The sequence below is a fragment of the Nonomuraea rubra genome (genome assembly GCF_014207985.1).
GTDB classification, from domain to species: Bacteria; Actinomycetota; Actinomycetes; order Streptosporangiales; family Streptosporangiaceae; genus Nonomuraea; species Nonomuraea rubra.
Genome location: NZ_JACHMI010000001.1, coordinates 3,190,510 through 3,216,430, shown reverse-complemented (window position 1 = coordinate 3,216,430; position 25,921 = coordinate 3,190,510). Strand labels below are relative to the sequence as shown.

Annotated in this window: 26 protein-coding genes; 6 read left to right on the top strand and 20 right to left on the bottom strand. The window is 71.8% G+C overall.

Annotated elements, in window-relative coordinates; genetic code table 11:
* Positions 1-6: 6 nt before the first annotated feature.
* The gene (locus tag HD593_RS14670; protein ID WP_185102699.1) at positions 7-390 is read right to left on the bottom strand and encodes a hypothetical protein; all 384 of its coding nucleotides are present in this window, start codon (positions 388-390) and stop codon (positions 7-9) included.
* Between the two features lie 78 nt (positions 391-468).
* Here HD593_RS14670 and HD593_RS14665 point away from each other — a divergent pair, with 78 nt between their 5' ends.
* Positions 469-1,140, top strand: coding sequence for a thymidine kinase (locus HD593_RS14665; protein ID WP_185102698.1), 672 nt, complete (start codon positions 469-471; stop codon positions 1,138-1,140).
* Here HD593_RS14665 and HD593_RS14660 read toward each other — a convergent pair.
* Genes HD593_RS14660 through HD593_RS14645 form a run of 4 tightly spaced genes read right to left on the bottom strand, consistent with a single transcriptional unit; the run spans position 1,129 to position 3,933 of the window.
* Complete coding sequence (locus tag HD593_RS14660) at positions 1,129-1,551, bottom strand: MarR family winged helix-turn-helix transcriptional regulator (RefSeq protein ID WP_221524762.1); 423 nt, start codon at positions 1,549-1,551, stop codon at positions 1,129-1,131. The genes HD593_RS14665 and HD593_RS14660 overlap by 12 nt on opposite strands.
* A gap of 26 nt (positions 1,552-1,577) precedes the next feature.
* Entirely contained in the window at positions 1,578-2,246 is a 669-nt protein-coding gene (locus HD593_RS14655; protein ID WP_185102697.1) for a DsbA family oxidoreductase, read from the bottom strand.
* 41 nt (positions 2,247-2,287) lie between these two features.
* A complete protein-coding gene (locus tag HD593_RS14650; protein ID WP_185102696.1) occupies positions 2,288-3,184 on the bottom strand; it encodes a hypothetical protein in 897 nt (298 codons plus the stop codon).
* A 56-nt stretch (positions 3,185-3,240) separates the two neighbouring features.
* On the bottom strand, positions 3,241-3,933 hold the full coding sequence (locus HD593_RS14645; RefSeq protein WP_185102695.1) for an SRPBCC family protein: 693 nt from the start codon (positions 3,931-3,933) through the stop codon (positions 3,241-3,243).
* Between the two features lie 72 nt (positions 3,934-4,005).
* Here HD593_RS14645 and HD593_RS14640 point away from each other — a divergent pair, with 72 nt between their 5' ends.
* From HD593_RS14640 to cydB, 3 genes are all read left to right on the top strand, one after another.
* Complete coding sequence (locus HD593_RS14640) at positions 4,006-4,866, top strand: polysaccharide deacetylase family protein (RefSeq protein WP_185102694.1); 861 nt, start codon at positions 4,006-4,008, stop codon at positions 4,864-4,866.
* Positions 4,867-5,068: 202 nt separating this feature from the next.
* Positions 5,069-6,415 carry a cytochrome ubiquinol oxidase subunit I gene (locus HD593_RS14635; RefSeq protein ID WP_185102693.1) on the top strand — a complete coding sequence of 449 codons (1,347 nt, stop codon included), beginning with the start codon at positions 5,069-5,071 and terminating at the stop codon, positions 6,413-6,415.
* Between the two features lie 13 nt (positions 6,416-6,428).
* Positions 6,429-7,310 (top strand): cytochrome d ubiquinol oxidase subunit II, encoded by an 882-nt coding sequence (gene cydB, locus HD593_RS14630; protein ID WP_185102692.1) that lies wholly within the window; start codon positions 6,429-6,431, stop codon positions 7,308-7,310.
* 153 nt (positions 7,311-7,463) lie between these two features.
* Here the strand turns inward: cydB and HD593_RS14625 are convergent, their stop codons facing one another.
* The 5 genes from HD593_RS14625 to HD593_RS14605 are packed head-to-tail and all read right to left on the bottom strand — an operon-like array spanning position 7,464 to position 11,993.
* A complete protein-coding gene (locus HD593_RS14625; protein WP_221524761.1) occupies positions 7,464-8,195 on the bottom strand; it encodes an ABC transporter ATP-binding protein in 732 nt (243 codons plus the stop codon).
* Complete coding sequence (locus HD593_RS14620) at positions 8,188-8,919, bottom strand: ABC transporter ATP-binding protein (RefSeq protein WP_185102691.1); 732 nt, start codon at positions 8,917-8,919, stop codon at positions 8,188-8,190. Before HD593_RS14620 ends, HD593_RS14625 begins: the two co-directional genes overlap by 8 nt.
* Positions 8,916-9,905, bottom strand: coding sequence for a branched-chain amino acid ABC transporter permease (locus HD593_RS14615; protein WP_221524760.1), 990 nt, complete (start codon positions 9,903-9,905; stop codon positions 8,916-8,918). The genes HD593_RS14620 and HD593_RS14615 overlap by 4 nt, the downstream gene beginning before the upstream one ends.
* Positions 9,889-10,770 carry a branched-chain amino acid ABC transporter permease gene (locus HD593_RS14610; protein WP_185102690.1) on the bottom strand — a complete coding sequence of 294 codons (882 nt, stop codon included), beginning with the start codon at positions 10,768-10,770 and terminating at the stop codon, positions 9,889-9,891. The genes HD593_RS14615 and HD593_RS14610 overlap by 17 nt, the downstream gene beginning before the upstream one ends.
* Positions 10,764-11,993 (bottom strand): amino acid ABC transporter substrate-binding protein, encoded by a 1,230-nt coding sequence (locus tag HD593_RS14605; protein ID WP_185102689.1) that lies wholly within the window; start codon positions 11,991-11,993, stop codon positions 10,764-10,766. The genes HD593_RS14610 and HD593_RS14605 overlap by 7 nt, the downstream gene beginning before the upstream one ends.
* Before the next feature lie 102 nt (positions 11,994-12,095).
* Between HD593_RS14605 and HD593_RS14600 the strand changes: the two genes are divergently transcribed.
* Positions 12,096-13,142, top strand: a complete 1,047-nt coding sequence (locus HD593_RS14600) for a LacI family DNA-binding transcriptional regulator (RefSeq protein ID WP_185102688.1) — start codon at positions 12,096-12,098, stop codon at positions 13,140-13,142.
* A 73-nt stretch (positions 13,143-13,215) separates the two neighbouring features.
* Positions 13,216-15,513: a PQQ-dependent sugar dehydrogenase gene (locus HD593_RS61315; RefSeq protein WP_185102687.1), complete on the top strand. Its 2,298-nt coding sequence runs from the start codon at positions 13,216-13,218 to the stop codon at positions 15,511-15,513.
* Here HD593_RS61315 and HD593_RS14590 read toward each other — a convergent pair.
* The 10 genes from HD593_RS14590 to HD593_RS14545 all read right to left on the bottom strand — a co-directional run bounded on the left by HD593_RS14590 (position 15,510) and on the right by HD593_RS14545 (position 25,884).
* Entirely contained in the window at positions 15,510-15,929 is a 420-nt protein-coding gene (locus tag HD593_RS14590; RefSeq protein WP_185102686.1) for a hypothetical protein, read from the bottom strand. The two genes, HD593_RS61315 and HD593_RS14590, sit on opposite strands and share 4 nt — an antisense overlap.
* Positions 15,930-15,969: 40 nt before the next feature.
* Positions 15,970-16,398 carry a hypothetical protein gene (locus HD593_RS14585; RefSeq protein ID WP_185102685.1) on the bottom strand — a complete coding sequence of 143 codons (429 nt, stop codon included), beginning with the start codon at positions 16,396-16,398 and terminating at the stop codon, positions 15,970-15,972.
* Between the two features lie 32 nt (positions 16,399-16,430).
* Positions 16,431-17,432, bottom strand: a complete 1,002-nt coding sequence (locus HD593_RS14580) for a leucine-rich repeat domain-containing protein (protein WP_185102684.1) — start codon at positions 17,430-17,432, stop codon at positions 16,431-16,433.
* Between the two features lie 8 nt (positions 17,433-17,440).
* Positions 17,441-19,792: an aerobic carbon-monoxide dehydrogenase large subunit gene (gene cutA, locus HD593_RS14575; protein ID WP_185102683.1), complete on the bottom strand. Its 2,352-nt coding sequence runs from the start codon at positions 19,790-19,792 to the stop codon at positions 17,441-17,443.
* Positions 19,789-20,268 carry a (2Fe-2S)-binding protein gene (locus HD593_RS14570; protein WP_185102682.1) on the bottom strand — a complete coding sequence of 160 codons (480 nt, stop codon included), beginning with the start codon at positions 20,266-20,268 and terminating at the stop codon, positions 19,789-19,791. The genes cutA and HD593_RS14570 overlap by 4 nt, the downstream gene beginning before the upstream one ends.
* Positions 20,258-21,088: an FAD binding domain-containing protein gene (locus HD593_RS64310; RefSeq protein WP_185102681.1), complete on the bottom strand. Its 831-nt coding sequence runs from the start codon at positions 21,086-21,088 to the stop codon at positions 20,258-20,260. Before HD593_RS64310 ends, HD593_RS14570 begins: the two co-directional genes overlap by 11 nt.
* A complete protein-coding gene (locus HD593_RS14560; RefSeq protein ID WP_185102680.1) occupies positions 21,085-22,497 on the bottom strand; it encodes a uracil-xanthine permease family protein in 1,413 nt (470 codons plus the stop codon). The genes HD593_RS64310 and HD593_RS14560 overlap by 4 nt, the downstream gene beginning before the upstream one ends.
* A gap of 149 nt (positions 22,498-22,646) precedes the next feature.
* Positions 22,647-23,954 (bottom strand): uracil-xanthine permease family protein, encoded by a 1,308-nt coding sequence (locus HD593_RS14555; protein ID WP_312903472.1) that lies wholly within the window; start codon positions 23,952-23,954, stop codon positions 22,647-22,649.
* 95 nt (positions 23,955-24,049) lie between these two features.
* Positions 24,050-24,262, bottom strand: a complete 213-nt coding sequence (locus HD593_RS14550) for an RNA-binding S4 domain-containing protein (protein WP_185102679.1) — start codon at positions 24,260-24,262, stop codon at positions 24,050-24,052.
* A gap of 11 nt (positions 24,263-24,273) precedes the next feature.
* The gene (locus tag HD593_RS14545; protein ID WP_185102678.1) at positions 24,274-25,884 is read right to left on the bottom strand and encodes a PucR family transcriptional regulator; all 1,611 of its coding nucleotides are present in this window, start codon (positions 25,882-25,884) and stop codon (positions 24,274-24,276) included.
* Positions 25,885-25,921: the final 37 nt, after the last annotated feature.

The window sequence follows — 25,921 nt, the reverse complement described above, 5'->3', positions numbered from 1 at the left end:
GGCTCCTCAGCTCCGGCGACGGCCGAGCACTTCGTCGATGACTCGGGGCGCGTTCGTGGGGCCCACGTACGCCGCCAGGCGCACCACCATCTCCTGCGTCCTGGCGAGCTCCGCCTCGACCCTGGCCTTGCCCGACTGGCCGGCCTGGACTCCGAAGTAAGCCCCGATAATGGTACCGATCACCCCCGCCACCCCGGCGAACAGCGCGGCGAACTCCGCCGAGGCGAAGACGGCGGCGCCGAACGCGATGAGCAGCGCGACGATGCCGGCCACCACGACGAGGAAGCCGTAACGCCAGCGGGTGGCGTCCGCCTGGGCCGCCGTGAGCTCGTCCTGCCTCATCAGCGCGTCCAGCGGCGACGACTCGGACGATGGTTTGTCGGTGACCACAGATTCCTCCTGAACAACTACAGGGGAGAAATGTCCCACGAGGTCATGGAACAAGCCAAGCCACTAAGCTGGCGGCCCGTGACCGAACTGTCTGCCTTGTCTGCCGTGCCATCCGGCGCCCGAGATGCCGTACTGAAGTTCTACTTCGGCCCCATGGACTGCGGGAAGTCCACCCTGGCGCTGCAGATGAACTACAACCACGGACGGCAGGGCAGACGCGGCCTGGTGCTGACGAAGCACGACCGCTCGGGAGGGCCGAAGGTCACCAGCCGGATCGGGCTCGGCCTGGAGGCGATCGAGGTGGAGGACTCCCTCGACCTCGTACGGCTGGTGACCGCGCACGACCGCATCGACTACCTGATCTGCGACGAGGCCTGCTTCTACACCGTCGAGCAGATCGAGCAGCTCGCCGACCTGGTGGACTCCCACGGCGTGGACGTCTACGCGTTCGGGCTGGCCTCCGACTTCAGGTCGGTGATGTTCCCGGCGGCGCAGCGGCTGTTCGAGCTGGCCGACGAGGTGTGCCGGCTGCAGGTCGAGGTGCTGTGCTGGTGCGGGCGGCCCGGCCAGCTCAACGCCCGGATCGTGGGCGGGGCGATGGCGCGTACGGGCGAGCAGGTCGTGATCGGCGACACCGACGACGCGCCCGTGCGCTACCAGGTGCTCTGCCGCCGCCATCACCGCGCCGGCCAGCTGGGCGAGGGCACGGGCATGGGCGCGGGAACCCCGGAGGGCGGCTCAGCCGCCTGAGTGCGGGGGGATCAGGCGCTCCAGGGCGTCCCTGAGCAGCCTGGCGTCGCCGTCGGGCAGCGGCGCCAGGAACTCCGCCTCGGCCGCCGCCACCACCCGCAGGGCCTCGGCCAGCACCTCGCGGCCGCGCTCCGTCGGCTCCACGATGTTCTTGCGCCGGTCGGCCGGGTGCGGCCGGCGCCCGACGAGGCCCTTGCGCTCCAGCCCGTCGACCATGGCGACCATGGTCGTCCGGTCGATCCCCATCCGCTGGGCGGCCTCCAGCTGCGACAACGGCTCGGAGCCGCCCAGCACCGACAGCACGCCGAACTCGCGCCCGTCGATGCCGCACGGCTCCAGCGCCGGCCCCATCAGCTCCGACAGGCGCAGGTTGGCATGCTTGAGCAGGTAGGCAAGGCTGCGACTCGACACCCTGTGATTCTCCCACCACGCCCGGCTCAGACGGCGCAGTACCCGTCGTCGCACCCGTCGCCCGGCGTCCCGAGCGGGGTGATCGGCGTCTGCCCGGTCCGCTCGGCCACCTCGTCGATGGCGGAGACGAAGGCTTCCTCCGGCTGCGCGCCCGACACGGCGAACTTGCCCTCGAACAGGAACAGCGGCACGCCGGAGATGCCCAGCGAGCGCGCCCTGGCGAGCTGCTCGCGCACCTCCTGCGCGCCCTCGCCGGAGTCGGCCACGCCCACCTCGGCCGCCAGCTCGCCCAGCACGCCGGGGTCGGCCACGTTCAGCCCTTCGCTGAAGTACGCCCTGAAGAGCCGCTCGGTCATCTCCTTGCCGAGCCCCTGCCGGGTGGCGACCTCGATCAGGCGGTGCGCCTCGAACGTGGCGGCGTTGACGGCCTTGTCGTAGTGCAGCTCCAGCCCCTCGGCGGCGGCGGCGCCGACCACCCGCTCGACCATCTGGCCGGCGTTCGGGCCGAACTTGCGCTCCAGCGCCGGGATCAGCGGCTCGCCGTCGGACGGGGCGTCCGGGTTGAGCTGGAACGGCCGCATCGTCACCTCGATGGAGCCACCCTTGGCCCGGAACCGCTCGGCGGCCCTGGCGAACCGGACATGCCCGATGTAACACCAGGGGCACACGACATCCGAAAAAATCTCGACCTTCATACCCGGGGACAACCCGATCGCGCCCGCCGGGATTCCGGCCCCTAGCCCGCCGCCAGCTCCTCCAGCCGGTACGGCAGGTACGCCGAGTCGTCCACCAGCGCGGAGGCGCCCCGCCACCAGCCGAACCACTCGCCGCTGCGCCACATCCAGTCGACCCGCTCGATGGCCGCCACCACGTCGCCCACCGTCCTCCACCGCTCGCCCAGCTGCTCGGCGGAGGCGCCGTGACGCGTCGCCCACGTCATCAGGATGCCGACGGCCTCGGCGGGCACCTCGCGCGCGTACGGGTCGGGGCTCTCCCCCGGCAGCCGGTGCGGCCCGAGCCCCGCCGCGACGCCCCAGCTCCACTGCGCCTCGGCGGGCCGCGAGTAGCGCAGCGACTGGAAGTCGAGGTTGGAGCCCAGCTCCTCGTCGGGCCGCCGGGCGACGACCGCGTCGAGCCGCCCGCCGGCGTCGAAGTGCACAACGAGCCGCTGCCCGGGCTTGACGCCAGGCGGCAGGCCGAAGCGGTCCTCCGCCTGCCAGGAGTTGAGGTCCACCTGCGCGACGGGTGCGCCCCACATCTGGTCGGCGGCGTCGTCGGAGATCCAGGCCGCCAGCATCTCCAGCGCGGTCAGGTCGGTCCACGGCTCGATGGCGACCGCCGTGCGCACCACCTCGTCGGGCGCGGGCAGCTTGCCGCCCCTGGGCTTGGCCCACCAGCCCTCGCCCAGCTCGCGGGTGCCGACCAGCAGCGCGGCGATGGCGGCCAGCTCGGCCGAGCGCCTGGTGAGCTGGGCGCCGAGGGCCAGCTCCAGCGTGCGGTCCGTACGCTCGTCACCGAGCACGGGACGCACGTCGCCGATCAGCGTCCCGGCCGTCGGACGCTCCTCGCCCAGGAGGTTGCGTACGACTCGCCTGGCCTCTGTCCGTGCGTCTTCAGCATGTGCCTGCCGCATACCGCCACGCTACGCCGGGAGATCCTTTTCCGCGAGAGCCCCCGAGGCCATCAACCTCATGCGCCGCGGTGGCGTGACCCGCGGCCCAGCAGCCAGCCCAGGGTGACCCCGCCGAGCGCGACCCCGGCCCCCATGCCGAACGCCGCCAGCATCACCCACGGCCGCGTCTCGGTGCGCGCCTTCGCGGGCCGCTCGAAGACGGCACCGGGCGCCGGGCGGCCCTCGGGGACGAGGTGCGTCTCCACCGAGGCGGGCACGGGCTCGGCGGGCAGTCCGAGCCCCGCGGGCAGGTCAGGCTCGGCGGTCCGGACCGACGTCCTCAGGTGCTGCTCCACGGCCGCGAAGAAGTCACCGGCCGTCCGCTTGGCGACGGAGCCGAGCATGCGCTGCCCCACCCCGCCGATCATCCCGCCGACCACCGCCTCGGCGTCGTAGTCCACCCGGGTGCCGCCGTCGAGGTCGCTCAGCCGTACGAGGACGGTGGCGTCCACGGTGCCCGGCGCGCCCTGCCCGCGGGCCTTGAGCGTGAAGCTCTCGGGCTCCAGCGGGTCGGACAGCGCCACCTCGCCCTGGTAGACGCCCTTGATCGAGCCCACGCCCGCGTTGATCGTCATCCGGTACGTGTCGGGCCCCGTCTCCTCCAGCCGCTCGCACCCGGGAAGGGTGCGCACCAGCACCGCCGGGTCCCTGAGCGCCGCCCACACCCGCTGCCTGTCCACGCCGATCTCGGCACTGCCCGCCAGTTTCATGCGGCCACTCTAGGCAGCGCGAGGCGCGTGGATAAGGGCAACACCTCACAGAGGCTGGCAAGATGGTGCCCCATGTTCTGGGGACACCGGGTGATCGGCGTGGCGTGCGTGCTGGCACTGGCGGCCTGTGCCCCGGCCGGAACCGCCTCGACCACCTCGCCTTCGCCATCGCCTTCGCCATCGCCTTCGTCTTCTTCCGCGGACCCCGGGAGGAAGACCCCCGAGGCGGCGGGGCCGCCCGGGGTCAAGCCCCGCAAGGGCGAGGTGCGCCCGATCCCCCGCGCCGGCGGCCTCCCGCCGGTGATCAGCTCGATCCCCACCGAGCGCAAGGTCGTCTTCCTGACCATCGACGACGGCTGGGAGCAGGACCCCGGCTTCGTCAGGCAGGTACGCGACCAGCGCATCCCCATCACCGCCTTCGCCATGCGCGACGCCGTCGAGGCCAGGGGCACGCCGGACGAGTCGGGCGGCCCGGCCCGGTACGTGGGCGCCGGTAAATGGGGATATTTCCGGCAGCTTCGCGACGCCGGCGTACCCGTCGAGAACCACACCCTCACCCACCCGAACCTCCGCCTGCTCGCCTACCCCGCCCAGCGCCGCGAGCTCTGCGGCGCCTCGAAGCTGATCGAGCGGGAGACAGGGACGCGGCCCACCCTGTTCAGGCCCCCGTTCGGCAACTACAACACCGACACGCTCAGGGCGGCCAGGAGCTGCGGCCTGTCGGCCGTGCTGCTCTGGACCGCCACCGTCCAGCCGGGCGGCAAGATCGCCTACCAGGTGCCCGACAAGAAGCTGCGCCCGGGCGACATCCTGCTCCTGCACTTCCGCCCGAACCTGGCCAGGGACTTCCGCATCCTGGTGAACAAGATCAAGCGCCGGGGTTTCGAGCTGGGCGACCTCCAGGCGTACCTGGCGGCAGCCCAAGCGCACTGAGACCCGTACAGGGGTCCGTCCCGCGGCGTACGCGGCGATCAGCCGGGCGGGTGACGCGCCCGGGCACCCCCGCACGCGATCCTCGGTAGAGCAACCAGCACAGGCGATGTGACCAAGCTCGCATCGCATTGCTCTACAGCTTGTAGTACTACTACGAGTAGATGTACTACAGCGTGTAGAGCTCAGGGAGACGACGGGGAAGATGGACGCACTTGACCTGGCACGGTGGCAGTTCGGGGTGACCACCGTGTACCACTTTCTGTTCGTGCCCTTGACCATCGGTCTCGGGATCTTCGTGGCCGGCCTGCAGACGGCCTGGCACCGCACCGGCAACGAGCAGTACCTGAAGCTCACGAAGTTCTTCGGCAAGCTGTTTCTGATCAATTTCGCCATGGGCGTGGTCACCGGCATCGTGCAGGAGTTCCAGTTCGGGATGAACTGGAGCGAGTACTCCACGTTCGTCGGCGACGTCTTCGGGGCGCCGCTGGCCATGGAGGCGCTGCTGGCCTTCTTCATGGAGTCCACGTTCCTGGGATTGTGGATCTTCGGCTGGGACCGGCTGCCGAAGAGAGTGCACCTGGCGACCATCTGGGCGGCGGCCATCGGGTCCAACCTGTCGGCCTACTTCATCCTCGCGGCGAACGCCTGGATGAAGCACCCCGTCGGCTACGAGGTCGTGGACGGCAAGGCCAGGATGACCGACCTGTGGGCGGTGCTGACCAACTCCACCGCGCTGGCCCAGGTCCCGCACGTGATCGCGGGCTCGTTCGTGGTGGCGGGCGGCTTCGTGCTGGCGGTGTGCGGCTACTGGCTGCTGCGCACCCGCGCGGAGATGTGGCGCCGCGCGGCGCGCGCCGCGCTGGTCATGACGGCCATCGCGGGGGCGGTCGTCGCGGGCACCGGCGACCACTCGGCCAAGCTCATGTACGAGCAGCAGCCCATGAAGCTGGCCGCCGCCGAGGGCCTGGAGCGCGACACCGAGGGCGCCGCGTTCAGCGTCGTCCCCGGCCTCGAGATCCCGAAGCTGCTGAGCTTCCTGTCCACCAACGACCTCGAGGCGCCCGTCCAGGGCACCGAGGACCTGCAGCGGCGCTTCGAGCAGCAGTTCGGCCCCGGCGACTACCGCCCGGACGGCACCGTCGTCTTCTGGTCGTTCCGCGTGATGATCGTGTTCGGCCTGGCCACGGTGGGCCTGTCGGTGCTCGGCCTCTGGCTGACCCGCCGCAGGCGGGAGTTCCCCGCGTGGCTCTCGCGGGCGATGCTGCTCGCGCTGCCGCTCCCGCTGATCGCCGTGATCGCCGGCTGGCTGCTCAGCGAGATCGGCCGCCAGCCGTGGACGGTCGCGGGCGAGCTCCTCACCGCCTCCAGCGTGTCCCCGGGCGTCTCGCTCGCCGAGGTGGCCACGTCCCTGACGATCTTCACGCTGCTGTACGGCGCCCTCGCGGTGGCCGAGACCGTGCTGCTGGCCAGGCACGTCCGCAAGGGCGCCGAGGAGCAGGCGCCGGTCCAGGCGGCCGAGGCGCCGCGCGAGCCGTCCCTGATGTACTGAGGAGCTTTCCCCCATGATCGAGTTGTGGTTCGCCATCATCGCCTTCCTCTGGACCGGCTACTTCGTCCTGGAGGGCTTCGACTTCGGCGTCGGCATGCTGGCGCCCCTGGTGAGCAGGAACGCCACCGAGCAGCGCGCCAGCCTGCAGACCATCGGCCCGGTGTGGGACGGCAACGAGGTGTGGCTGATCACCGCGGTCGGCGCCATGTTCGCCGCCTTCCCCGCCTGGTACGCGGGCGTGTTCAGCACCTTCTACCTGCCGGTGACGCTGATCCTGGTCGGGCTCATCGTGCGCGGCGTGGGCCTGGAGTGGCGCGGCAAGGTGGACAACCCGCTCTGGTGCGACCTGGGCATCGTGGTGGGCAGCGCGCTGCCGGCGTTCCTGTGGGGCTCCGTCTTCGCCGACCTGCTGTTCAACAACGCGCTCGCGGCCGTCGTGGGCGGCGTGTTCACGCTGGCGGTGTGCGCCCTGCACGGCGCGGTGTTCCTCGCGCTGAAGACCACCGGCCCGGTACGCCGCCGCGCCCGCGTCGCCGCCCTGATCGCCGGTGGCGTGACGATCCCGGTGGCCGTGGCCGCCCTGTCGAGCCTCGGCACCATCCCGGCCCTCGTCTCCATGGCGGCCCTGGCGGCGGCCACGGCCCTGATCTGGCGCCGCCGGGAGGGCTGGGCTTTCGCGGCCACGGCGGCCTCGATCGTGCTGGCCACGCTGGCGGTCTTCATGGAGCTGCGGGTCCGGCCGCTGCCGGGGCTGACGCTGGTGGAGGCGGCGTCGGCGTCGTACACGCTGGGGATGCTGACCTGGATCGGGCTGATCGCGCTGCCGTTCGTGCTGGTGTACCAGGGGTGGACGTACTGGGTGTTCAGGAAGCGCGTGCTGGTGGCCGGCTCCTGAGTGAACGTCAGGGCAGCGGACCGACGGTCGCCCCCACGTGGGGCCGCTCCCGCCACGCCAGGTCCAGGCGCACGGAGGTGATCTGCTCGGCCAGCGGTGCCGTCGCGTCGATGATCTCACCGTACAGCCGTCCGGGGCGTGGGGGAACGCCGGTCAGGTGGACGGGGCGCCTCCCAGGTAGAGGCGTCCCAGCCGGGGGTCGGCGGCCAGGTCGCGGGCGGGACCCGAGATGTGCACCCGGCCGAGGTCGAGCACGCACCCCAGGTCGGCCATCTCCAGCGCCCTGCGCGCGTTCTGCTCCACCAGCAGCACCGCCACCCCGGTCCTGCGCATGAGGTCGATCTGGTCGAAGACGACCGAGGTGTTGCGCGGGTCGAGCCCCATGGACGGCTCGTCCAGCAGCACCACCGTCGGCTCCAGCATCAGCGCCCGCGCGAACTCCACCTGCTTCTGCTGCCCGCCCGACAGCAGCCCCGCCAGGCTCCCCCACCGCTCCCCCACGACGGGGAACAACTCCTTGACCGCCGCGATGCGCGCGTTCAGCCGGGCCTGGTCGCGTACGGTGAAGCCGCCGAGCCGGACGTTCTCGGCCACCGTCATCTCGCGGAAGACGCTGTGCCCCTGCAGGACGTGGGCCAGGCCGAGGCCGAGCAGGCGCTGCGGCGGCAGGCCCGTCACGTCCCGGCCGGCCAGGAGGACGCGGCCCGAGCGGGGGGCGAGCAGGCCGCTGGCGACCTTGAGCGCGGTGGACTTGCCGGCGCCGTTGGGGCCGACGAGGCAGACGACCTCGCCGGCGCGGACGGTGACGGTCAGGCCGCGCAGCACGGGGGCCGCCCTGCCGTAGCCGGCCACGACGTCCTCCAGGGAAAGCACCACCTCAGACACCGAGATACGCCTCCAGCACGCGCGGATCCTCCCTGATCACGGCCGGCGGGCCGGCGGCGATGGGCGCGCCACGGTCGAAGACGATCACGTGGTCGCACATGCCCATCACCATGTCCATGTTGTGCTCGACGACGAGGAACGTGCGGCCCTCCGCGTTGAGGTCGCGGACGAGGGCCACGATGCGGTCGATCAGCGCCGGGTTGACCCCGCCGGCCGGCTCGTCGAGCAGCACCAGGTCCGGCTCGGCCATGAGCACGGCGGCCAGTTCGAGCAGCTTCTGCTGCCCGTACGACAGGTCGCGCGCCTCGGCCTCCTCCAGGTGCTCGATGCCCATGCGGCGCAGCCAGTGGCGGGCCCGCTCGACCTCGCCCGTGTCGCGCAGCCCGGCCAGCAGCTCGCGCAGCCGCGTACGGCGGACCGCGACCAGCATGTTCTCCAGCACGGTCAGGCGCGGGAAGATCCGGCAGAGCTGGAAGGTGCGGCCGATGCCGGCGTGCGCGATACGGTGCGGCGAGTGCCGGGTGATGTCGCGGCCGCGGTAGAGGACCCGGCCCGAGTCCGGCCTGATCATGCCGGTGACGATGTTGAAGAACGTGGTCTTGCCTGAGCCGTTCGGCCCGATCAGGCCGTTGATCTTCCCGTCGAGCAGCTCGACGGAGGCGTCGCTGACGGCCTGCACGCCGCCGAACGCCTTCGTCAGCCCCTCCGTCCGCAGGGAGCTCATGGCGCCACCCCCTGGAGTCTCTGGTCGGCGCTCTCGTCGGGGATCGAAGGCCCGGCCCGCCGGCGGGTGAAGCGGGCCAGGATGCCGTCCGGCATGAACAGCACGACCAGCACCAGCACCAGCCCCGTCGCGGTCAGGTGGATCTGCGTCTCGCCGAGCGCGATCAGGAAGTACTCGCCGGCCGGGGCCACGATGAGCGCGCCGAGCAGCGGCCCGTACAGGTGCCTGACGCCGCCGAGCAGGCTCATCAGCACCATGTACGAGGCGATCAGGATCGAGAAGACGAAGATCGGGTCGAGGCTGCCGAACCAGAGCGCGTAGAGCCCGCCGGCCAGGGCCACGAACAGGGCGGACAGGGCGAAGGCCGCCACCTTGTACGCCCCCGTGGGCACGCCCAGCGACTCGGCCTTGTCCTCGTCCTCCCTGATGGCGCGCAGGCCCGCGCCGAAGCGGGAGCGGGAGACGTACCACCAGGACAGCAGCGCGAGGGCGAGCAGCACCAGGAACAGGTAGAAGAAGACGATGTGCGTCTGGCCGCGGTGCAGGCCGGGGAAGGGCGAGGGGACCTGGAGGCCCGTGGAGCCGCCGGTGAGGGAGCGCCAGCCCTGCACGATGAGGTTCATCATGGACACCAGCGCGAGGGACACGATCACGAACGAGGCGCCGCGCACGCGTACCGCCGCGATGCCGACGCCGACGGCGAACGCCGTGACGAGCAGCGCCGACACGAGCAGGGCCACGGCCCACGGCACGTCCAGGCGGACGACGAGCAGCCCGGTGCCGTACGCGCCGAGGCCGAAGAACGCCGAGTGGCCGAGCGAGACGTAGCCGGTGAAGCCGCCCAGGAGGTTCCAGGAGGTGGACATGGCGGCGTACATGACGGTCAGCGCGCCCGCGTACACCAGGTAGTAGTTGGGCGCCAGCCACGGGTAGGCGACCGCCAGCGCGGCCAGCAGCAGCGGCAGCCCCCTAGAAACGGTGCGCAAGCCGGCCTCCGAAGAACCCCTGGGGGCGCGCGAGCAGGGTCAGGAAGAGGAAGACGTAGAACATCATCGTGGCCCAGGTGGCGTCCACGGTGACCAGCACGACGCCCTCGACCACGCCGAGCAGGACGGCGGCCAGCGCCGCGCCCACCACGCTGCCCAGCCCGCCGACGACGATGATGGCCATGAGCTTGCCGATCCACACCCAGTGCGAGGCGGGGAAGAACGGCGTGATCAGCGCCAGCACGGTGCCGCCCACGGCGGCGGTGGCCAGGCCGACGCCGAAGCCGTAGCCGGCCACGCGCTCGGTCCGGATGCCGACCAGCCTGGCCGCCTCGCGGTGCTGGATCGTGGCCCGCAGCGCCTGCCCGAAGCGGCTCTTGACCAGCACCGCGAACAGCACGGCCAGGGTGAGCCCGGCGACCGCGAAGGCGATGATCTTGTCGTACGGCAGGTGCACGCCGCCGAGGCTCAGCGACCGGGTGGCGTACTCCATGCTGACCGACTTGTAGGAGCCCGTGTAGAACGTGCCGAGCAGCCCCTCGATGGTGAGCGCGATCCCGAACGTCAGCAGCACCGACATCATCGCCAGGTTGTCCGGCGCGAGCCGGGCGATGAGCAGCCGCTGCACCGCCACGCCCAGCGCGAAGAAGAGCGGCACGGTCAGCGGCAGCGCCAGGAACGGGTCCACGCCGAGCGTGGTGTGCACGGTGTAGGTGAGGTAGGCGGCCAGGAACAGGAACGCCGGGTGCGCCACCATGACCACCCGCATCACGCCGAAGTACAGCGACAGGCCCGAGGCGAGCAGGGCGTAGAGCCCGCCCGTCAGCACGCCCAGGGCCAGCCCCTGCAGGAGCAGGCTCACCATTCCTGCTTCGGGTACACGATGGAGGCGGTCTTGGCCTGCTCGGGGAGGACGATCTCGACCTTGCCGTTGACGTACTGCTGGATCATGTGCGCCTGCTCCGGCCTGCCCTTGTCGTCGAAGGACAGCGGCCCGACGACGGTGTCGAACGTGCCCTGCCTGATGTGCTGGGTCAGCTTGTCCTGGCACTCCTTGGTGGGATCGACGCATTTGACGGCGTTCACGGCGGCCTCGACGATCTGGCCGACGGTGTAGCCGTTGGCCGCGTCCTCGTTGGCCTCGCCGCCGAACAGCTCCTTGTAGCGCTTGACCATCTCCTGGTTGCCGGTGAACGTCGCGGTGGAGGACCAGCCGACCGGCGACAGGATGTGCTCGGCCGCCCCCTTCACCGCGGCGGGGAACTCCGCCAGCGTCGGCCCCGTCGAGAACGCCGCCAGCTTGGGCTGCACCTTCAGCTCCTGCAGCGCGCGCACCAGGCCGACCGAGTCCTCGAACTGCGTGCCGCCCACCACCAGGTCCGGCTTGGCGGCGGCGATCTTGGCGGCGATGGGGGCGAAGTCGGTGGTCTCCGGCGGGTACACCTCGTCCACCACGGTCTTGACGCCGGCCGCGGCCAGCTTGTCGCGCAGGCCGTACGCGGTGCCCTGGGCGAACGGGTCGTCCAGGCTGGCGTACGCCGCCGTCTTCGGCCTCTGGTCCGCCGGCAGCTTCAGGATGTAGTCGGCCAGGTAGTTGTAGTGGTCGCTCGCGATCGCGGGCGCCGCGTAGAACAGCCGGGTGAAGCCCTGCTCGAACACCTCGGCCGCGGCTCCGGCCGGCTCGACGAAGAGCATGCCGTACGACTCGGCGACCTTGGCCGCGGGGATCACCAGGCGCGAGGAGAACGGCCCGAAGACCAGGTTGACCTTGTCCTGCGTGATGAGGGACTCGTAGTCGGAGCTGACCCGGTTGGGATCGGAGGCGTCGTCGCGGAAGATCAGCTCGACCTTCCTGCCGAGCAGGCCGCCCCTGGCGTTCACCTGGTCCGCCCAGACCTGGTACCCCTCCTGGATGCCCTTGCCCGGCTCGGAGAAGTCGCCGGTGAGCGGGAGCGAGATGCCGATCTTGACCGGCCCCTGCTGCTGTCCCGGCGACTGTGCCGCGCCGGGTTCGTCGGTCTTCGCGCACGCGGTGAGGGCCAATGCGCAGATGGAGATGATCGTCAGGGTCGTGCGGACTCTTGCCATCGAGGAGACCCCCGTCAGAAGAGGCGGAGCGAAAGCGCTTTCGGAAGCGCTTTCGGTTACGATTACACGGGATTCCGCCCCGGACAAGGGGGTCCGCACCACATGGCGAAGCGACCTTCCCCGACCTCCCCGCCCCGGTTGATCGACGTCGCCCAGGCCGCCGGGGTCTCGCTGGCGACGGCCTCGCGGGCGATGAACGGCGGCGCGGGGGTGAGCGCCGAGGTCGCGGCGCACGTCCAGGCGATCGCCACCCAGGTCGGGTACGTGCCCAACAGCCACGCGCGGGCGCTGGCCGGCGGGCAGGCCTCCATGGTGGGGCTGATCGTGCACGACGTGGGCGACCCGTACTTCGGCGAGATCGCCAGGGGCGTGCTGCGCGAGACCGACAGCCGCGGCTACCTGGCGCTGATCAGCCAGACCGAGCGTGACCCGCGGGCGGAGCTGGCCCGCATCCGCGCCCTGCGCGCGCACCGGGTGACCTCGATCGTGCTGGCCGGGTCCGGCTACGTCGAGGCCGGCACGGAGACCGACATCGCGGCCGAGCTGCGCTCGTTCACCGCGGCGGGCGGCCGGGTCGCGGTGATCGGCCGCCACCACCTGCCGGTGGACGCGGTGCTGCCCGACAACGCCGCCGGCGGCGCCACGCTCATGCGGCACCTGCTCGACCTGGGCCACCGCCGCCTGGGGGTGCTCGGCGGGCCCGCCAACCTGACCACGGTGGAGGACCGGCTGGCGGGGCTGCGGGCGGCGTTCGGCGCGGCCGGGCTCGACTGGGGCGCGGTGCCGGTCGTGCACGGCGACTTCACCCGGGAGGGCGGCGCGGCCGCCACCGCGCGGCTGGTGCGGGCGCATCCCGGCCTGACGGCGGTGGTCGCGCTGAACGACCCGATGGCGGTGGGGGCGCTGTCGTGGCTGCTCAACCACGGACGGCGGGTGCCGGACGAGATCTCGGTGGCCGGGTTCGACGACGTGCCGGTGGCGCGGGACGTGTACCCGGCGCTGACCACGGTGCGGCTGCCGATGGTGGGGATGGGCAAGCAGGCGCTGGAGCTGGTGCTCAGGCCGCCGGCGTCCCGGCCGCGCCGGCGCCGCACCCGGCACGAGCTGGTGGTCCGCGCCTCCACCGCCCCGCCGCCCCCCTTGACATGACCTTGTGCCGGGTTACGATCCGAAAGTCCCGAAAGCGCTTTCCGCCCTCCGGGGCGCCGCGGGAGGACCCCCCATGTCAGCCTTTCGCACCCTCGCCACCGCCCTCCTCCTGATCGCCGCGCTCTGCACGCCCCCGTCACCCGCGCTGGCCCAGCCGGTGCCCGTCGACGACCCGATCCCCGAGAAGCCGATCGCCTCGCCGCTCACCCTCACCCTGGAGGAGTTCGCCTCCGTCCCGAAGAGCGAGCCGATCCCGCCCCCGAGCAACGACCCGCGGCTGATCCGCCACGCCAGGATCAACTACCTGGGCGAGCTGCCCGACGGCTCCCGCCGCCTGTACGTCAACGACCTCAACGGCAAGCTGTACCTGCTCGGCAGGGACCGGCAGCCGAGGGAGTACCTGGACGTGGCCGCCGCGTTCGCCCCCGACTTCGTCTCCGGGCGCGGCCTGGGCAGCGGCTTCGGCTTCGCCGCCTTCCACCCGGAGTTCGGTGAGAACGGCAGGTTCTACACGGTCCACACCGAGTGGGGCGCCGCGCTCACCACGAAGACCCCCGACCTGCCGCCCCAGCCCGGCACCAGGTTCCACGGCGTGATCACCGAGTGGACGGCCGCCGACCCGCGCGCCGCCGTGTTCTCCGGCACGCGCAGGGAGGTGCTCAGGCTCGGCTTCTCCGGCCAGATCCACGGCATCCAGCAGATCGACTTCAACCCCGGCGCCCGCCCGGGCGACGCCGACTACGGCCTGCTCTACATCGCGGCGGGCGACGGCGGCAGGGGCGCCTCCAGCGACGACCCGCAGAACCTGGCCATCCCCCAGGGCAAGATCCTCAGAATCGACCCGACCGGCACGGACGGCCGCAAGTACGACATCCCGCCCGCGAACCCCTTCTTCGGCCAGGAGGGCAAGCTCGGCGAGATCTACGCGTACGGCATGCGCGACCCCCACCGCTTCAGCTGGGACGGCGACCGCATCCTGCTCGGCCACATCGGCGAGCACGCCATCGAGGCCGTCTACGACGTCGGCCCCGGCGACAACCTGGGCTGGAGCGAGCGCGAAGGCTCCTTCGTGTTCGACAAGGCCGACCGCTGCCACCTCTACACGCTGCCGGACGACGACGCCCGGTTTGGCTACACCTACCCGGTGGCCGCCTACGACCACGACCCGCCGCCCGGCCACCCCTGCACCGCCGACAGCGGCCACGCGATCGCGGGCGGCTTCGTCTACCGCGGCGACCGGCTGCCGCTGCTGTCCGGGACGTACCTGTTCGGCGACATCGTGGACGGCCAGGTCTTCTACTCCGTCGCCGCCCACCTGCGCGAGGGGCTGGGCCGGGCCACGATCTACCAGCCGCGCCTGGCGGACGCCGCCGGGAACGTGGTGACGATGCGGGACCTGGCCGGCGACACCCGCGTGGACCTGCGCTTCGGCCAGGACGGCAGGGGCGAGCTGTACGTGCTGTCCAAGGCCGCGGGCAAGATCTGGAAGGTCACGCGGGCCGCCTACGCCCCGGCGGGCGTGCTGCCGTCGCTGCGGCGCGACCTGGTGGCCGCGTACGACTTCGAGCACCCGCTGCCCGGCGACCCGGCCCGCGAGCAGGACCAGGGCCTGTCCGGCACAGCCCTCGCGCTGGTCAACGGCGGCGCCGCGATGCGCGTCGAGGACAGCGCGTACCGGGGCAGCGCGCACGCGCTCCAGACCCGCCAGGTGGAGCCCGCCGCGGCGGGCAACGACGACTGGAAGGCCGGCGTGTACGCCGAGTCCGGCGTGCCCACCCTGCGCTCCCTCAACGCGGTCGCGGGCACCACCGTCATGGGCTGGTTCAAGCTCCGGTCCGACGGCCCGGCACTCAACTCGAACACCCCGGACCCCGCCGACCGTTTCAACGCGATCGGCCTGGCGGGCGTGCTCAGCGGCAACTCCCAGGGGCACGACGTGCGGGCCCTGCTGGAGCTGATCACGGTGAACGGCGAGCTGAAGGTGGTGGCGCTGGCCAGGAGGGTGGACGGGTCCGCCTCCCAGACCTTCGCCGCGGACCTCTCCTGGCAGCGCGTCCTGCCCCGGGACCAGTGGGTCTTCCTCGCCGCCACGTTCGACTTCGACACCGGCGCGATGCGCCTCTACCGCAACGGCCGCCCGCTGGACGGCTCCTACACGGTCACCGGCGACCCCTGGGGCGTGGCGGGCGCCCCCGAGCCCGACCTCACCTCACCGACCGACCCCCGCGGCATCAAGATCGGCGGCAGCTACCCGCAGAACACCAGGGAGCAGAACCCCTGCGACTGCCGCATGGACGGCCTGCTGTTCCTGGACCGGGTGGCCACCTCCGGCGAGATCAGAGCCCAGTACGAGCTGCTGCGCCACCGCTAGCCGACGACCTGCATCCGCTTCGTCCGATGGTCGGTGAGATGCAGGTCGCCGCCGAGCCGCTCCCTGAGCAGGTCGAGCACCTTCCGGCTGGACAGCACGGTCCAGAGCGGTCCCACCAGGTGCGGGTTGTACTCGGGTGCGGCGTCCATCCAGGCGTCCTTGCCCGCCTGGCTCCTGAACGTCGTGACGAAGAACTCGCCGTCCGGGGTCTTGCAGTACCCCGTACGGAGCTCGGCGGCGTTCACCTGCATGCGCGGGGAGCAGCCCACCTTGGCGGAGAGCTGCTCGACCGTGAGGGGGGCGGCGCCGGCCTGCTGTCCGGCTGCCGCGACCTGGCCGCCGCCGCTCCCGGAGGAGCACCCGGCGACCAGCCCGGCCAGCAGCGCGAAGGCGGCCAGACGTGGAATGGTCGTCATGTGCGGAGGTACGCAGGCTCCGCTCCGGGAGTTCAGACACCTACGAGTTCGGTTGGGGCGTCATCGAGACCCGGTGGTCGGTCAGGTGCAGGTCGCCGTTGAGCGGTCCCCGCAGCGCCTCCAGCACCTTCAGCGGCCCCAGCACGGTCCACTTGGGCCCCACGAGGTGCGGGTTGTACTCGGGTGCCCGGTCCATCCACTCGTTCTTGAGCTCCTCCGTCTTGAAGGTGTTGACGAAGAACTCGCCGTCCTGCGTCTTGCAGTACGCCGTCCGCACCTCGTCGGCGTCGACCTGCATCTTCGGCTTGCAGCCGACCTTCTTGGAGATCTGCTCGACCGTCATGGGGGAGGCGGTGGCGGGCTGGGACTTGCCTGCTGCGACGTAGTCGCTCCAGCCGCCTCCTGAGGAGCAGCCGGCGACCAGTCCGGCCAGCAGCGCAAGAGTGGCCAGACGTGGAAATGTCGTCATGTGCGAGGGTACGCAGGGCCGCGCGCCCCGGTTCACCGCAGGATGACGCAGCCTCGCTCCTCCAGGCGGCGCAGCACCTCGGGCTCGCCGTCGAGCTTGTTCCACCTCAGGTCGAGCTTGTCCAGGTCGGGCAGGCGGGCGGGCAGCTCCCGCAGCCGGTTGTTGCGCAGGTCGAGCTGCCTGAGCCCGGCCGGCAGGGTCGCGGGCAGCTCGCGGAGCAGGTTGTCGCGCAGGTCGAGCTGCCTCAGGCCGGCGGGCAGCGTCGCCGGTAGCTCGCGCAGCCGGTTGCCCTGCAGGTGCAGCTCGCGCAGCCGCGGCAGGCGGCCGATCGTCGCGGGCAGCCGCTCCAGGCGGTTGTTGTACAGCCGCAGCTCGACCAGCGAGGCCATGGAGCCGATCGAGTCGGGCAGGGTCTCCAGCCGGTTGTCGGTCAGGTTGAGGTAGGCCAGCCGGTCCAGCCGCCCGATCGAGGCGGGCACCTCGGTGAAGTCGTTGTCGCTGAGGTAGAGGTAGTCGGTGAGCGGCAGGTCGCCGAGCTCGGGCGGGATCTCGGTGAGCCGGTTGTGCCCGAGGTCCAGCATGCGCAGCCGGGTCAGGCCGCCGATGGCGGCGGGGATCGCGGTGAGGGCGTTCTCTGCCAGGTTGAGCGATTCCAGGCCGGTCAGCTTCCACAGCGCGTCCGGTACGGCGCTCAGGCCGTTGCCACCGGCCGCCAGGTGGCGCAGGGCAGGGGGCAACCGGTCGGGCAGGGCGGCGACGCGGTTGCCGTACAGGAAGAGGGTCTCCAGGCCCGGCGGGAGGCCGGGCAGGGCGCTCAGCTCGTTGCCGTCGAGGTGCAGCGCGCGCAGCGCGGCGAGCCCGGACAGGGCGGGCAGCTCGCGCAGGCGGTTGCCGTCGAGCCGCAGCTCCTCCAGCGCCGCGAGCCCGGCCACCCGCTCCGGCACCTCCGTGATCGAGTTCCACGCCAGGTCGATGACCCGGACGTCGCCGGGCACTGCGGGAAAGGCGGTCAGGCCGGAGTCGGGGGCACGCATGCCGCAGATCATCCCATACGCAGCTCGAACAGCTCGGACGGCGAGATCGGCATGCGGTTGATCTCGATGCCCTCGGCGTCCTCGACGGCCGAAGCGATGACGGCGGAGACGGGGATCACGCCGGCCTCGCCCGCGCCCTTGATGCCCAGGGGGTTGAGCGGCGACGGCGTCTCCAGGTGAGCGGTCTCGACGTGGGGGATCTCGGTGGCGTACGGCATGAGGAAGTCCATGAAGGAGGCGTTCACGAGCTGCCCGTGCTGGTCGTAGACCATGCGCTCGTACAGCGCGCCGCCGATGCCCTGGGCCACCCCGCCGTGGATCTGGCCCTCCACGATCATGGGGTTGATCAGCCGCCCGCAGTCGTGCACGACGGCGTAGCGCAGGACCCTGATCTCGGCGGTGTCGGGGTCGGTCTCGACGACGGCGGCGTGCATGCCGGCCGCGAACGTGGACCTGATCGGCGAGTAGTAGCCGCGCCCCTCCAGCCCCGGCTCCTCCCCCTCGGCGACGGGCGGCCGGTCGGGGGCGGCGGCGCCCGCGAACTGGGTGGCCTTCGCGGTCTCCTCGTCGAAGGCGTACCGCAGCGGGTTGGCCAGCACCGCCACCGTGGACAGCGGGATGGCGGCGGACGGCGCCCCGGCCACGTGCACGATGCCCTCGGCGATGTCCAGGTCGTCCGGGTTGGCCTCCAGCGCGTCGGCGGCGATCCGCAGCGCCTTCTCGCGCACCTTCCTGCACGCCAGCGCGATGGCGTTGCCGCTGACGACGGCCGCCCTGGAGGCGAAGGTGCCGACCGCGTAGCCGAACCTGCGGGTGTCGCCGGTCACCACGCTGACCCGCTCGATGGGCACGCCCAGCTCGGTCGCCGCGATCTGGGCGAACGCCGTCTCGTGCCCCTGCCCCTGCGAGGTGAGGCCGGTGGAGACGTGGACGCGGCCGTCGGAGGTGATCTGCACGTGCCCGCCCTCGTACGGCCCCACGCCGGTGCCCTCGACGTAGCACCCGATCCCGATCCCGAGGCCCGGCCGGCGTTCGAAGTCGTCCCAGCCGATCAGCTCCTTGATCATCCGCAGCATCTCGGGGTAGTCGCCGCTGTCGTAGATCAGCGGCCGCCCGTCCTGGAAGGTCATCCCCTGGTCGTACGGGAACTCCCCGGGCCCGATGAAGTTGGCCGCCCGCACCTCGGTGCGGTCCTTGCCCAGGTACCGGGCGATCTTGTCCATCGTGCGTTCCATGCAGAACACGCCCTGGGGCCGCCCCGCCCCCCGGTAGGGCGTCACCTGCACGGTGTTGGTGTAGACGGCGGTGAACTCCACCCGGTACGAGCCCGGCTTGTACGGCCCCAGCAACTGCGTCGAGGTGACGATCGGGATGATGATCCCGTACGGGGTGTAGGCGCCGTGGTCGTGCAGGATCGTCACGTCCAGCCCCAGCACGCGCCCGTCGTCGTCGAACCCGACCCGCACGTACTGCACCTGCCCCCGTTCGTGCGCCGAGGAGATGAAGTGCTCCCTGCGGTCCTCGGTCCACTTGATCTCCCGCCCGAGCGTCATGGCGGCCCACGGGACCAGCACCTCCTCCGGCCACGGGTGCACGATCTTCACCCCGAAGCCGCCGCCCACGTCGGGCGCGATCACCTCGACCTGCGGCAGCGGCAGGCCGAGCGCGGCGGCCACGGCCATGCGCACGCTGGTGGAGGTCTGGGTGCTGGAGTAGACGCGCAGGTCGCGGCCGTCCCAGCGGGCGTACACGCCGCGGCCCTCCAGCGGCATGCTCGCGCTGCGCTCGATGTCGAGCCTGAAGGCGAGCGTGTGCGGCGCGGTCTCGATGGCCTCCCTGGCGCCGCGCCCGCCGGCGTCCGCGACCTCCTGGACGAGGTGCGCGCCGACGTTCCCCGGCACGTCCTCGTGCACGAGCTGCGCCCCCTGGACGGCCTCCTCGATGCCGACGACGGGCTTGAGCGGCTCGTAGTCGACCTCGATGAGCGCGCAGGCGTCCTCGGCGGCGTACCGGTCGGTGGCCACCACCATGACCACCGGCTCGCCGACGTGCCTGACGACGTCCCTGGCCAGCGGGTAGGCGGTGCGCCCGTGCGTGAGCGCGGGGTGCGGGATGAGCAGCGGCAGCGCCCGGCCGACCCGCTCGGGCAGGTCCTCCCAGGTGTAGACGGCGACGAGCCCCTCCACGTCGAGCGCGCCCGCCACGTCGATGTCGCGGACGCGGGCGTGGGCGTGCGGCGAGCGCACGAACGCCGCGGCCAGCGCCTCGCGGCCCAGGTCGTCGAGGTAGCGGCCCTGCCCGGTGAGCAGCCTGGGGTCCTCGCGCCGCTGTACGGCCTCCCCGAACAGCCTGGTCGTCATGCTTCCTCCGCCAGCAGCTCGGCGGCCCGGTGGACGGCCTTGACGATGTTCTGGTAGCCGGTGCAGCGGCACAGGTTGCCCGAGATGCCGTCGATCACCTCGTCGTCCGTGGGGGCCGGGTTCTCCTCCAGCAGGGCCGTCACCGTGCACAGGAAGCCGGGCGTGCAGAAGCCGCACTGCAGCCCGTGGCACTCGGCGAACGCCCGCTGCACGGCCGACATCCCGCCGTCCCGCCCGGCCAGCCCCTCCACGGTGGTGATCTCGGCGCCGTCCACGGTCACGGCGAACGTCAGGCACGACCGTACGGGCCGCCCGTCGAGCAGCACCGTGCAGCAGCCGCAGACGCCGTGCTCGCAGCCCACGTGCGTGCCGGTCAGGCCGAGGTCGTGGCGCAGGCAGTCGGACAGCAGCCGCCGCGCGGGGACGCGGCACCGCCTGGCCGTGCCGTTCACGACGAGGGTGATCTCATGATCCACGGGCCGCCGCCCCTTCCCGCGCCGCGTCGCGCAGCGCCCGCTCGGCCAGCACGCCCACCAGGTGCCTGCGGTAGGCGGCGGAGGCGTGGATGTCGCCTTCCGGCTCGGTCGCGTCCCGCACGAGGGCCGCCGCCTCCCGCCAGTCAGCCTGATGCCCGTTCAGCTCGACCACGACGGGCCGCGTGCCGACCCCGATGCGAGCGACCCTGGCGGCGTCCGGGGCGACCACGGCGCACACGCCCGCCAGCGCGTAGTCGCCGTGCCGCCGCGCCACCTCCTCGAACGCGGCCCCGGCCCCTTCTCCCAATGCCGGGAAAAACGCTGACACGGCCAGCTCGCCCGGCTCGACCGCCGACTCCATGGGCCCGACGAAGAACTCCCCGGCCGGGACGTCCCGCATGGTGATGCCTCCGTCCCAGCGGGCCACCCGTACGTGCCCGCCCAGCACCGCCAGCACGGCGGGCAGCTCGGCGGCGGGGTCGGCGTGCACGAGGCTGCCCACCACGGTCCCCCGGTTGCGGATCACCGGGTGGGCCACCAGCTTGAGCGCCCGGGTGAGCAGCGGGTGCACCCCGGCCCGCTCGACGTCCGCGTGCCGGGCCAGCGCCCCCACCGTCACCCCGGCGGGGGTCACCTCGATGCCGTCGAGCCCGGCCACCCGGTTGATGTCCACGAGATGCCCGGGCGCGGCCAGCCGCATGTTGAGCATCGGGATGAGGCTCTGCCCACCTGCCAGCACCTTCCCGCCGACCCCCGCGAGCGTGCGCAGCGCCGCGGGGAGGTCGCGGGGCGCGTGGTAGGTGAACGGCGGCGGCTTCACCCTGCCTCGCTCCTGACGGGCTCGGAGCTGCGGCCCGCGATGGCCCGCAGCAGGTGGTAGCCGCCCAGCACCACGAGCGTGCCGAGCGCGATGCCCTCGAGCGTGAAATCGCCGCCGATGAAGTGCTTCACAGGTCCGATGGCCAGGATGATTCCCGCCCCGATCGGAACCATGTTCACGGGATCGGCGAAGTTCACCCGGTTCTCGATCCAGATCTTCGCGCCGAGCAGCCCGATCATCCCGTAGAGGATCACGGTCACGCCGCCGAGCACGCCGCCGGGCGTGGCCGCGACGAGCGCGCCGAACTTGGGGCAGAGCCCGAACAGGATCGCGATGACGCCGGCGATGTAGTAGGCGGCGGTCGAGTACACCTTGGTGGCCGCCATGACGCCGATGTTCTCGGCATAGGTGGTGGTGGGCGAGCCGCCGACGGCGCTGGTGACCACGGTGCCGACGCCGTCGGCCATGACGGCGCGGCCCACGTACGGGTCCACGTCCGTCCCGGTCATCTCCCCGACGGCCTTGACGTGCCCGATGTTCTCCGCGATCAGCGCGATCACGGCGGGCAGCACCAGCAGCACGGCCGAGGTCCTGAAGTCGGGCGCGTGGAAGCTCGGCAGCCCGAACCACGGCGCGTCGGCCACCGACTGGAAGCTCACCCGGTCGTGCGGGAAGGCCGTCGCCACGCAGTACATGCCCTCGGCCGGGCAGGCGTTCCCCGCGGCGTCCCGCAGGTTGGCGCCGGGCAGCACGGACGTGACCGGCCCCGCCACCCTGTCCAGCACCCACGACAGCACGAACCCGGCCACCAGCCCGACCAGCACCCCGATCCGCCCGATGAACCCCTTGAACGCCACGATCACCACGAACGTGATCAGCATCGTGACGAGCGCCACCCAGTGGTCCTGCGGCCAGTACACGTCCGCCACCACGAACGCCAGCCCGAACCCGATCAGCATCACGACCGCGCCGGTGACCACGGGCGGGAAGACCCGGTGGATGATCTGCACGCCGAGGAAGTGGATGGCCAGCCCGGCCAGCGCCAGGACGAGCCCGGCGACCAGGATGGCGCCGGTCACGATCGCGTCCGCGCCGCCGGTGTCGCCGCCGGCCGCCGCCCTGATCGCGAACACGCCGCCGACGAAGGACGCGCTGGTGCCCAGGTAGCTGGGCACCTTCCCCTTCACGATGAGCAGGAACAGGATCGTCGCGACGCCGGACATCATCACGGCCACGTTCGGGTCCAGCCCCATGACCAGCGGGAAGACGAACGTCGCGCCGAACATCGCGATCACGTGCTGCGCCCCGAACCCCACCATCCGGGGCCAGGTCAGTCTCTCGTCGGGCCTGACCACCTCGCCGGGGGCCAGTCGCTTGCCATCACCGTGCTTGGTCCATCCCACAACCATGCGAGCCCCTCTTGTGCCGGGCGCCTGGGCGTACCGTTTGCGGGCACATTAGGCCCGGTGGCACGCTCCTACACGGGCATGATCTGCCAAATCTGACCCGCCGACCAGAGAGAACCTCGCGCACACGGGCGCGGGCGCCGTGTGAGGGGCTACCGCCGTACGGCGCGGAGCAGGTGGTAGCCGACGAGCAGCACGATCGTGCCGAGCGCGATGCCGCTGAGCGCGAAGGTGTCGGTGATCGGGAAGGCGACGGGGCCGATGGCGCAGATGATGCCGGCGCCGGTCGGCACGAGGTTGCCCGGCTCGGACAGGTTGACCTTGTTCTCGATCCAGATCTTGGCGCCGAGCAGGCCGATCATGCCGTACAGGATGGTCGTCACGCCGCCCAGCACCCCGCCGGGCGTGGCCGCGATGAGCGCGCCGAACTTGGGGCAGAGCCCGAACAGGATCGCGATGACGGCCGCGATGTAGTAGGCGGCGGTCGAGTACACCTTGGTGGCCGCCATGACGCCGATGTTCTCGGCGTACGTGGTCGTCGCGGAGCCGCCCACGGAGGTGGCCACGACGGTGCCGACGCCGTCGGCCATGACAGCCCGTCCCATGTAGGCGTCGACGTCGGCGCCGGTCATCTCGCCGACGGCCTTGACGTGCCCGACGTTCTCGGCGATCAGCGCGATCACCACGGGCAGCACCAGCACGATGGCCGACACCTCGAACACGGGCCCGTGCAGCGACGGCAGCCCGATCCAGTCGGCCTGCGCCACCGCTTCCAGGCTCACCCGGAAGTGCTCGGTCACCCGGCCGCTGTCGTCGGGCGCCGTGATCGGCCCGCCCACGAGGTCCCAGGCCCAGGACAGCAGGAACCCGAAGACGAGCCCGAGCAGCACGCCGATCCGGCCGAGGAAGCCCTTGAACACCCCGATGAAGACGAACGTGGCCGCCATCGTCAGCAGCGCCACCCACGGGTCCTTCGGCCAGTAGACGTCCGCCGCCACGTACGCCATCCCGAACCCGATGAGCATCACCACCCCGCCGGTCACGATCGGCGGGAACACCCGGTGGATGACGCCGACGCCCAGCTTGTGGATGGCGAACCCGCACGCGGCCAGCACCAGCCCGACGACGAGCAGCGCCCCGGTGACGGTCGCGTCGCCTCCCCCGGCCGCCCTGATCGCCACGACGGCGCCGACGAAGGACGCGCTCGACCCGACGTAGCTGGGCACCTTGCCCTTCACGATCAGCAGGAACAGGATCGTCGCGACGCCGGACATCATCACGGCGAGGTTCGCGTCCAGGCCCATGACCAGCGGGAAGACAAACGTCGCGCCGAACATCGCGATCACGTGCTGCGCCCCGATGCCCACCATCCTGGGCCAGCTCAGCCGCTCGTCCGGCTTGACCACCTCACCCGGCGTCAGGCGCTTCCCATCGCCGTGCACCTTCCACCCCAGCGCCACGAACACACCTCGATCTCCCGCCTGAACTGCGGGTATGTCTCCTGTTTGATGCTGGAGAGCACAATAGAGGGTGCCGTCGCGTGCTCACGCACCGGCTAGGCGACGTGGATCTCGAACCCGTCGCCGCTGACCACCTGCCCCGCCCTGATCTTGGCGCGCTTGCGCAGCTCCACCTCGCCGTCCACCTGGACGAAGCCCTCGTCGATGAGCTGCTTGGCCATCCCGCCGGTCTCGGTGATGCCGCAGTACTTCAGCAGGTCGCACAGCGGGATGTACTCGTCGCGCAGCTCGAATTCCAGTGATTCCACAAGGCAGCAGCCTAGATGCCCCGCATCCGCAGCACGTGCAGGGCCAGCGTGAGATTGAGCCGCAGGTGCGGGTCGTCGGTGAAGTTGCCGAGCAGGCGCTCCAGCTTGCCGATCCGGTAGCGCAGCGTGTTGTAGTGGAAGTGCAGCCGCCTGGCCGTCTCCGCGACGTTCAGGTTCGTCTCCAGCAGCGACTGCAGCGTGCGCCGCAGGTCGGCGTTCTCGGCGTCGTCGTCGGAGGCCAGCGGGCCCAGCGTCTCGCGGACGAACGCGTGCAGCTCCTCGGTGTCGTTCACCAGCGACAGCAGCCGGTAGACGCCGAGCTGGTCGAAGTGCGCCACCGCCCCCGGCCCATGCAGCTGCCGCCCCACCCTGGCAGCCTTCAGCGCCTGCGAGTACGCCTCCGGCAGCGTCTCCGCGCCGGGGCTGGGCCGGGAGGTGCCGGTGGAGAACGTGGCGGGCGGCACGTCGGCGAAGGCGGAGGCGGCGTCCTTGGCCACCCGGGCGGCGTCGAGCGCGGCGTCCACGACCGCCACCACCTCGTGCGAGAAACCGGCGACGGCGCCGTGCGGGTCGTGCCGCCTGATCGAGGCCGTCCAGCAGGAGACGAGGCGGTCCTGGGCGCTGCGCTCGTCGCCGTCGGGGTCGAGCTCGGCCACCAGCACGGTCACCGGCCGCGCCAGGTCCCAGCCGAACGCCCGCGCGCGGGCGGTGACCCGCTCCGCCGTGCCGGCCCTGCCGGTGAGCACGTCGCGCAGGAAGTCGGCGCGGTACTTGCTCTCGACGGCGTTGACCGCCTCCTGCCGGGTGACGACGAGGGCGGCGACGGTGGCGGCACGTTCCAGGATGCCGACGTCGCTGTCCCTGATCGCCGCGGCGGGGCTGTAGGCGACGATCCTGCCGTGGTGGTGGCCGCCGGCGAGCACGGGCACCGAGGCGAACGAGCGGGCGCGCGCGGCGGGCGTACGGGGAGGCGAGGTGGGCGGCCCCTCGCGGGAGATGGACTCGCGCAGGACGGTCACGTGGTCGCCGGGCCCTGCGGTGGCCAGCACGCGGCCGGAGCCGTCCACGGCCGCCACCGCCACGTCGAGGAGCTGCGCCACCTCCGCGGTGACCTCGTCCAGGCCGCCGCCGGCCAGCACCACCTGGACCAGCGCCCGGTGCGCCTCCTCGGCGCGGGCGAGCACGGCGGCCTGGCGGTTGAGTATGTCGGTGAGCACCTGGTTGAGGATGTCGTCGAAGCCGACGTCGTTGGGCAGCAGGATGAGCGGGAAGCCGAGCCTGTCGGCCTGCTCCACCATCTCGGCGGGCAGCTCGTCGACGTAGCGGCCCAGCTTGATGGCCAGCGCCGCCAGCCCGCGCTCGTCGAGGTCGGCGACCAGCCGGCCGAGCGACTGCGGCGTGTTGCGCAGCGGGTAGCCGGTGGTGAGCAGCAGCTCGTGCGGCTTGACCCAGGCCAGGATGTCGGGCACCTCCATGACGTTGAGCCGCTGCACGATGCGGCCCAGCCCGCTCTCCCCCGCGATCAGCCTGGCCTCGGCGAGGGTGGACACGCCGAGCACCTCTCCCACGGAAACGCCGTGGATGATCGTGCCGGTGCTGGCGAGACGGACGGGGGGCTCCATGAGGAAATTGTGACCCCGGAAGCCGTCTGTCAGGAAG

Coding starts and splice junctions, on each gene's coding strand:
- HD593_RS14655 (WP_185102697.1), bottom strand. CDS start 2,246: ATGAAGGTCGAGATTTTTTCGGATGTCGTGTGCCCCTGGTGTTACATC.
- HD593_RS14650 (WP_185102696.1), bottom strand. CDS start 3,184: ATGCGGCAGGCACATGCTGAAGACGCACGGACAGAGGCCAGGCGAGTC.
- HD593_RS14645 (WP_185102695.1), bottom strand. CDS start 3,933: ATGAAACTGGCGGGCAGTGCCGAGATCGGCGTGGACAGGCAGCGGGTG.
- HD593_RS14640 (WP_185102694.1), top strand. CDS start 4,006: ATGTTCTGGGGACACCGGGTGATCGGCGTGGCGTGCGTGCTGGCACTG.
- HD593_RS14635 (WP_185102693.1), top strand. CDS start 5,069: ATGGACGCACTTGACCTGGCACGGTGGCAGTTCGGGGTGACCACCGTG.
- cydB (WP_185102692.1), top strand. CDS start 6,429: ATGATCGAGTTGTGGTTCGCCATCATCGCCTTCCTCTGGACCGGCTAC.
- HD593_RS14620 (WP_185102691.1), bottom strand. CDS start 8,919: ATGAGCTCCCTGCGGACGGAGGGGCTGACGAAGGCGTTCGGCGGCGTG.
- HD593_RS14610 (WP_185102690.1), bottom strand. CDS start 10,770: ATGGTGAGCCTGCTCCTGCAGGGGCTGGCCCTGGGCGTGCTGACGGGC.
- HD593_RS14605 (WP_185102689.1), bottom strand. CDS start 11,993: ATGGCAAGAGTCCGCACGACCCTGACGATCATCTCCATCTGCGCATTG.
- HD593_RS14600 (WP_185102688.1), top strand. CDS start 12,096: ATGGCGAAGCGACCTTCCCCGACCTCCCCGCCCCGGTTGATCGACGTC.
- HD593_RS61315 (WP_185102687.1), top strand. CDS start 13,216: ATGTCAGCCTTTCGCACCCTCGCCACCGCCCTCCTCCTGATCGCCGCG.
- HD593_RS14590 (WP_185102686.1), bottom strand. CDS start 15,929: ATGACGACCATTCCACGTCTGGCCGCCTTCGCGCTGCTGGCCGGGCTG.
- HD593_RS14585 (WP_185102685.1), bottom strand. CDS start 16,398: ATGACGACATTTCCACGTCTGGCCACTCTTGCGCTGCTGGCCGGACTG.
- HD593_RS14580 (WP_185102684.1), bottom strand. CDS start 17,432: ATGCGTGCCCCCGACTCCGGCCTGACCGCCTTTCCCGCAGTGCCCGGC.
- cutA (WP_185102683.1), bottom strand. CDS start 19,792: ATGACGACCAGGCTGTTCGGGGAGGCCGTACAGCGGCGCGAGGACCCC.
- HD593_RS14560 (WP_185102680.1), bottom strand. CDS start 22,497: ATGGTTGTGGGATGGACCAAGCACGGTGATGGCAAGCGACTGGCCCCC.
- HD593_RS14545 (WP_185102678.1), bottom strand. CDS start 25,884: ATGGAGCCCCCCGTCCGTCTCGCCAGCACCGGCACGATCATCCACGGC.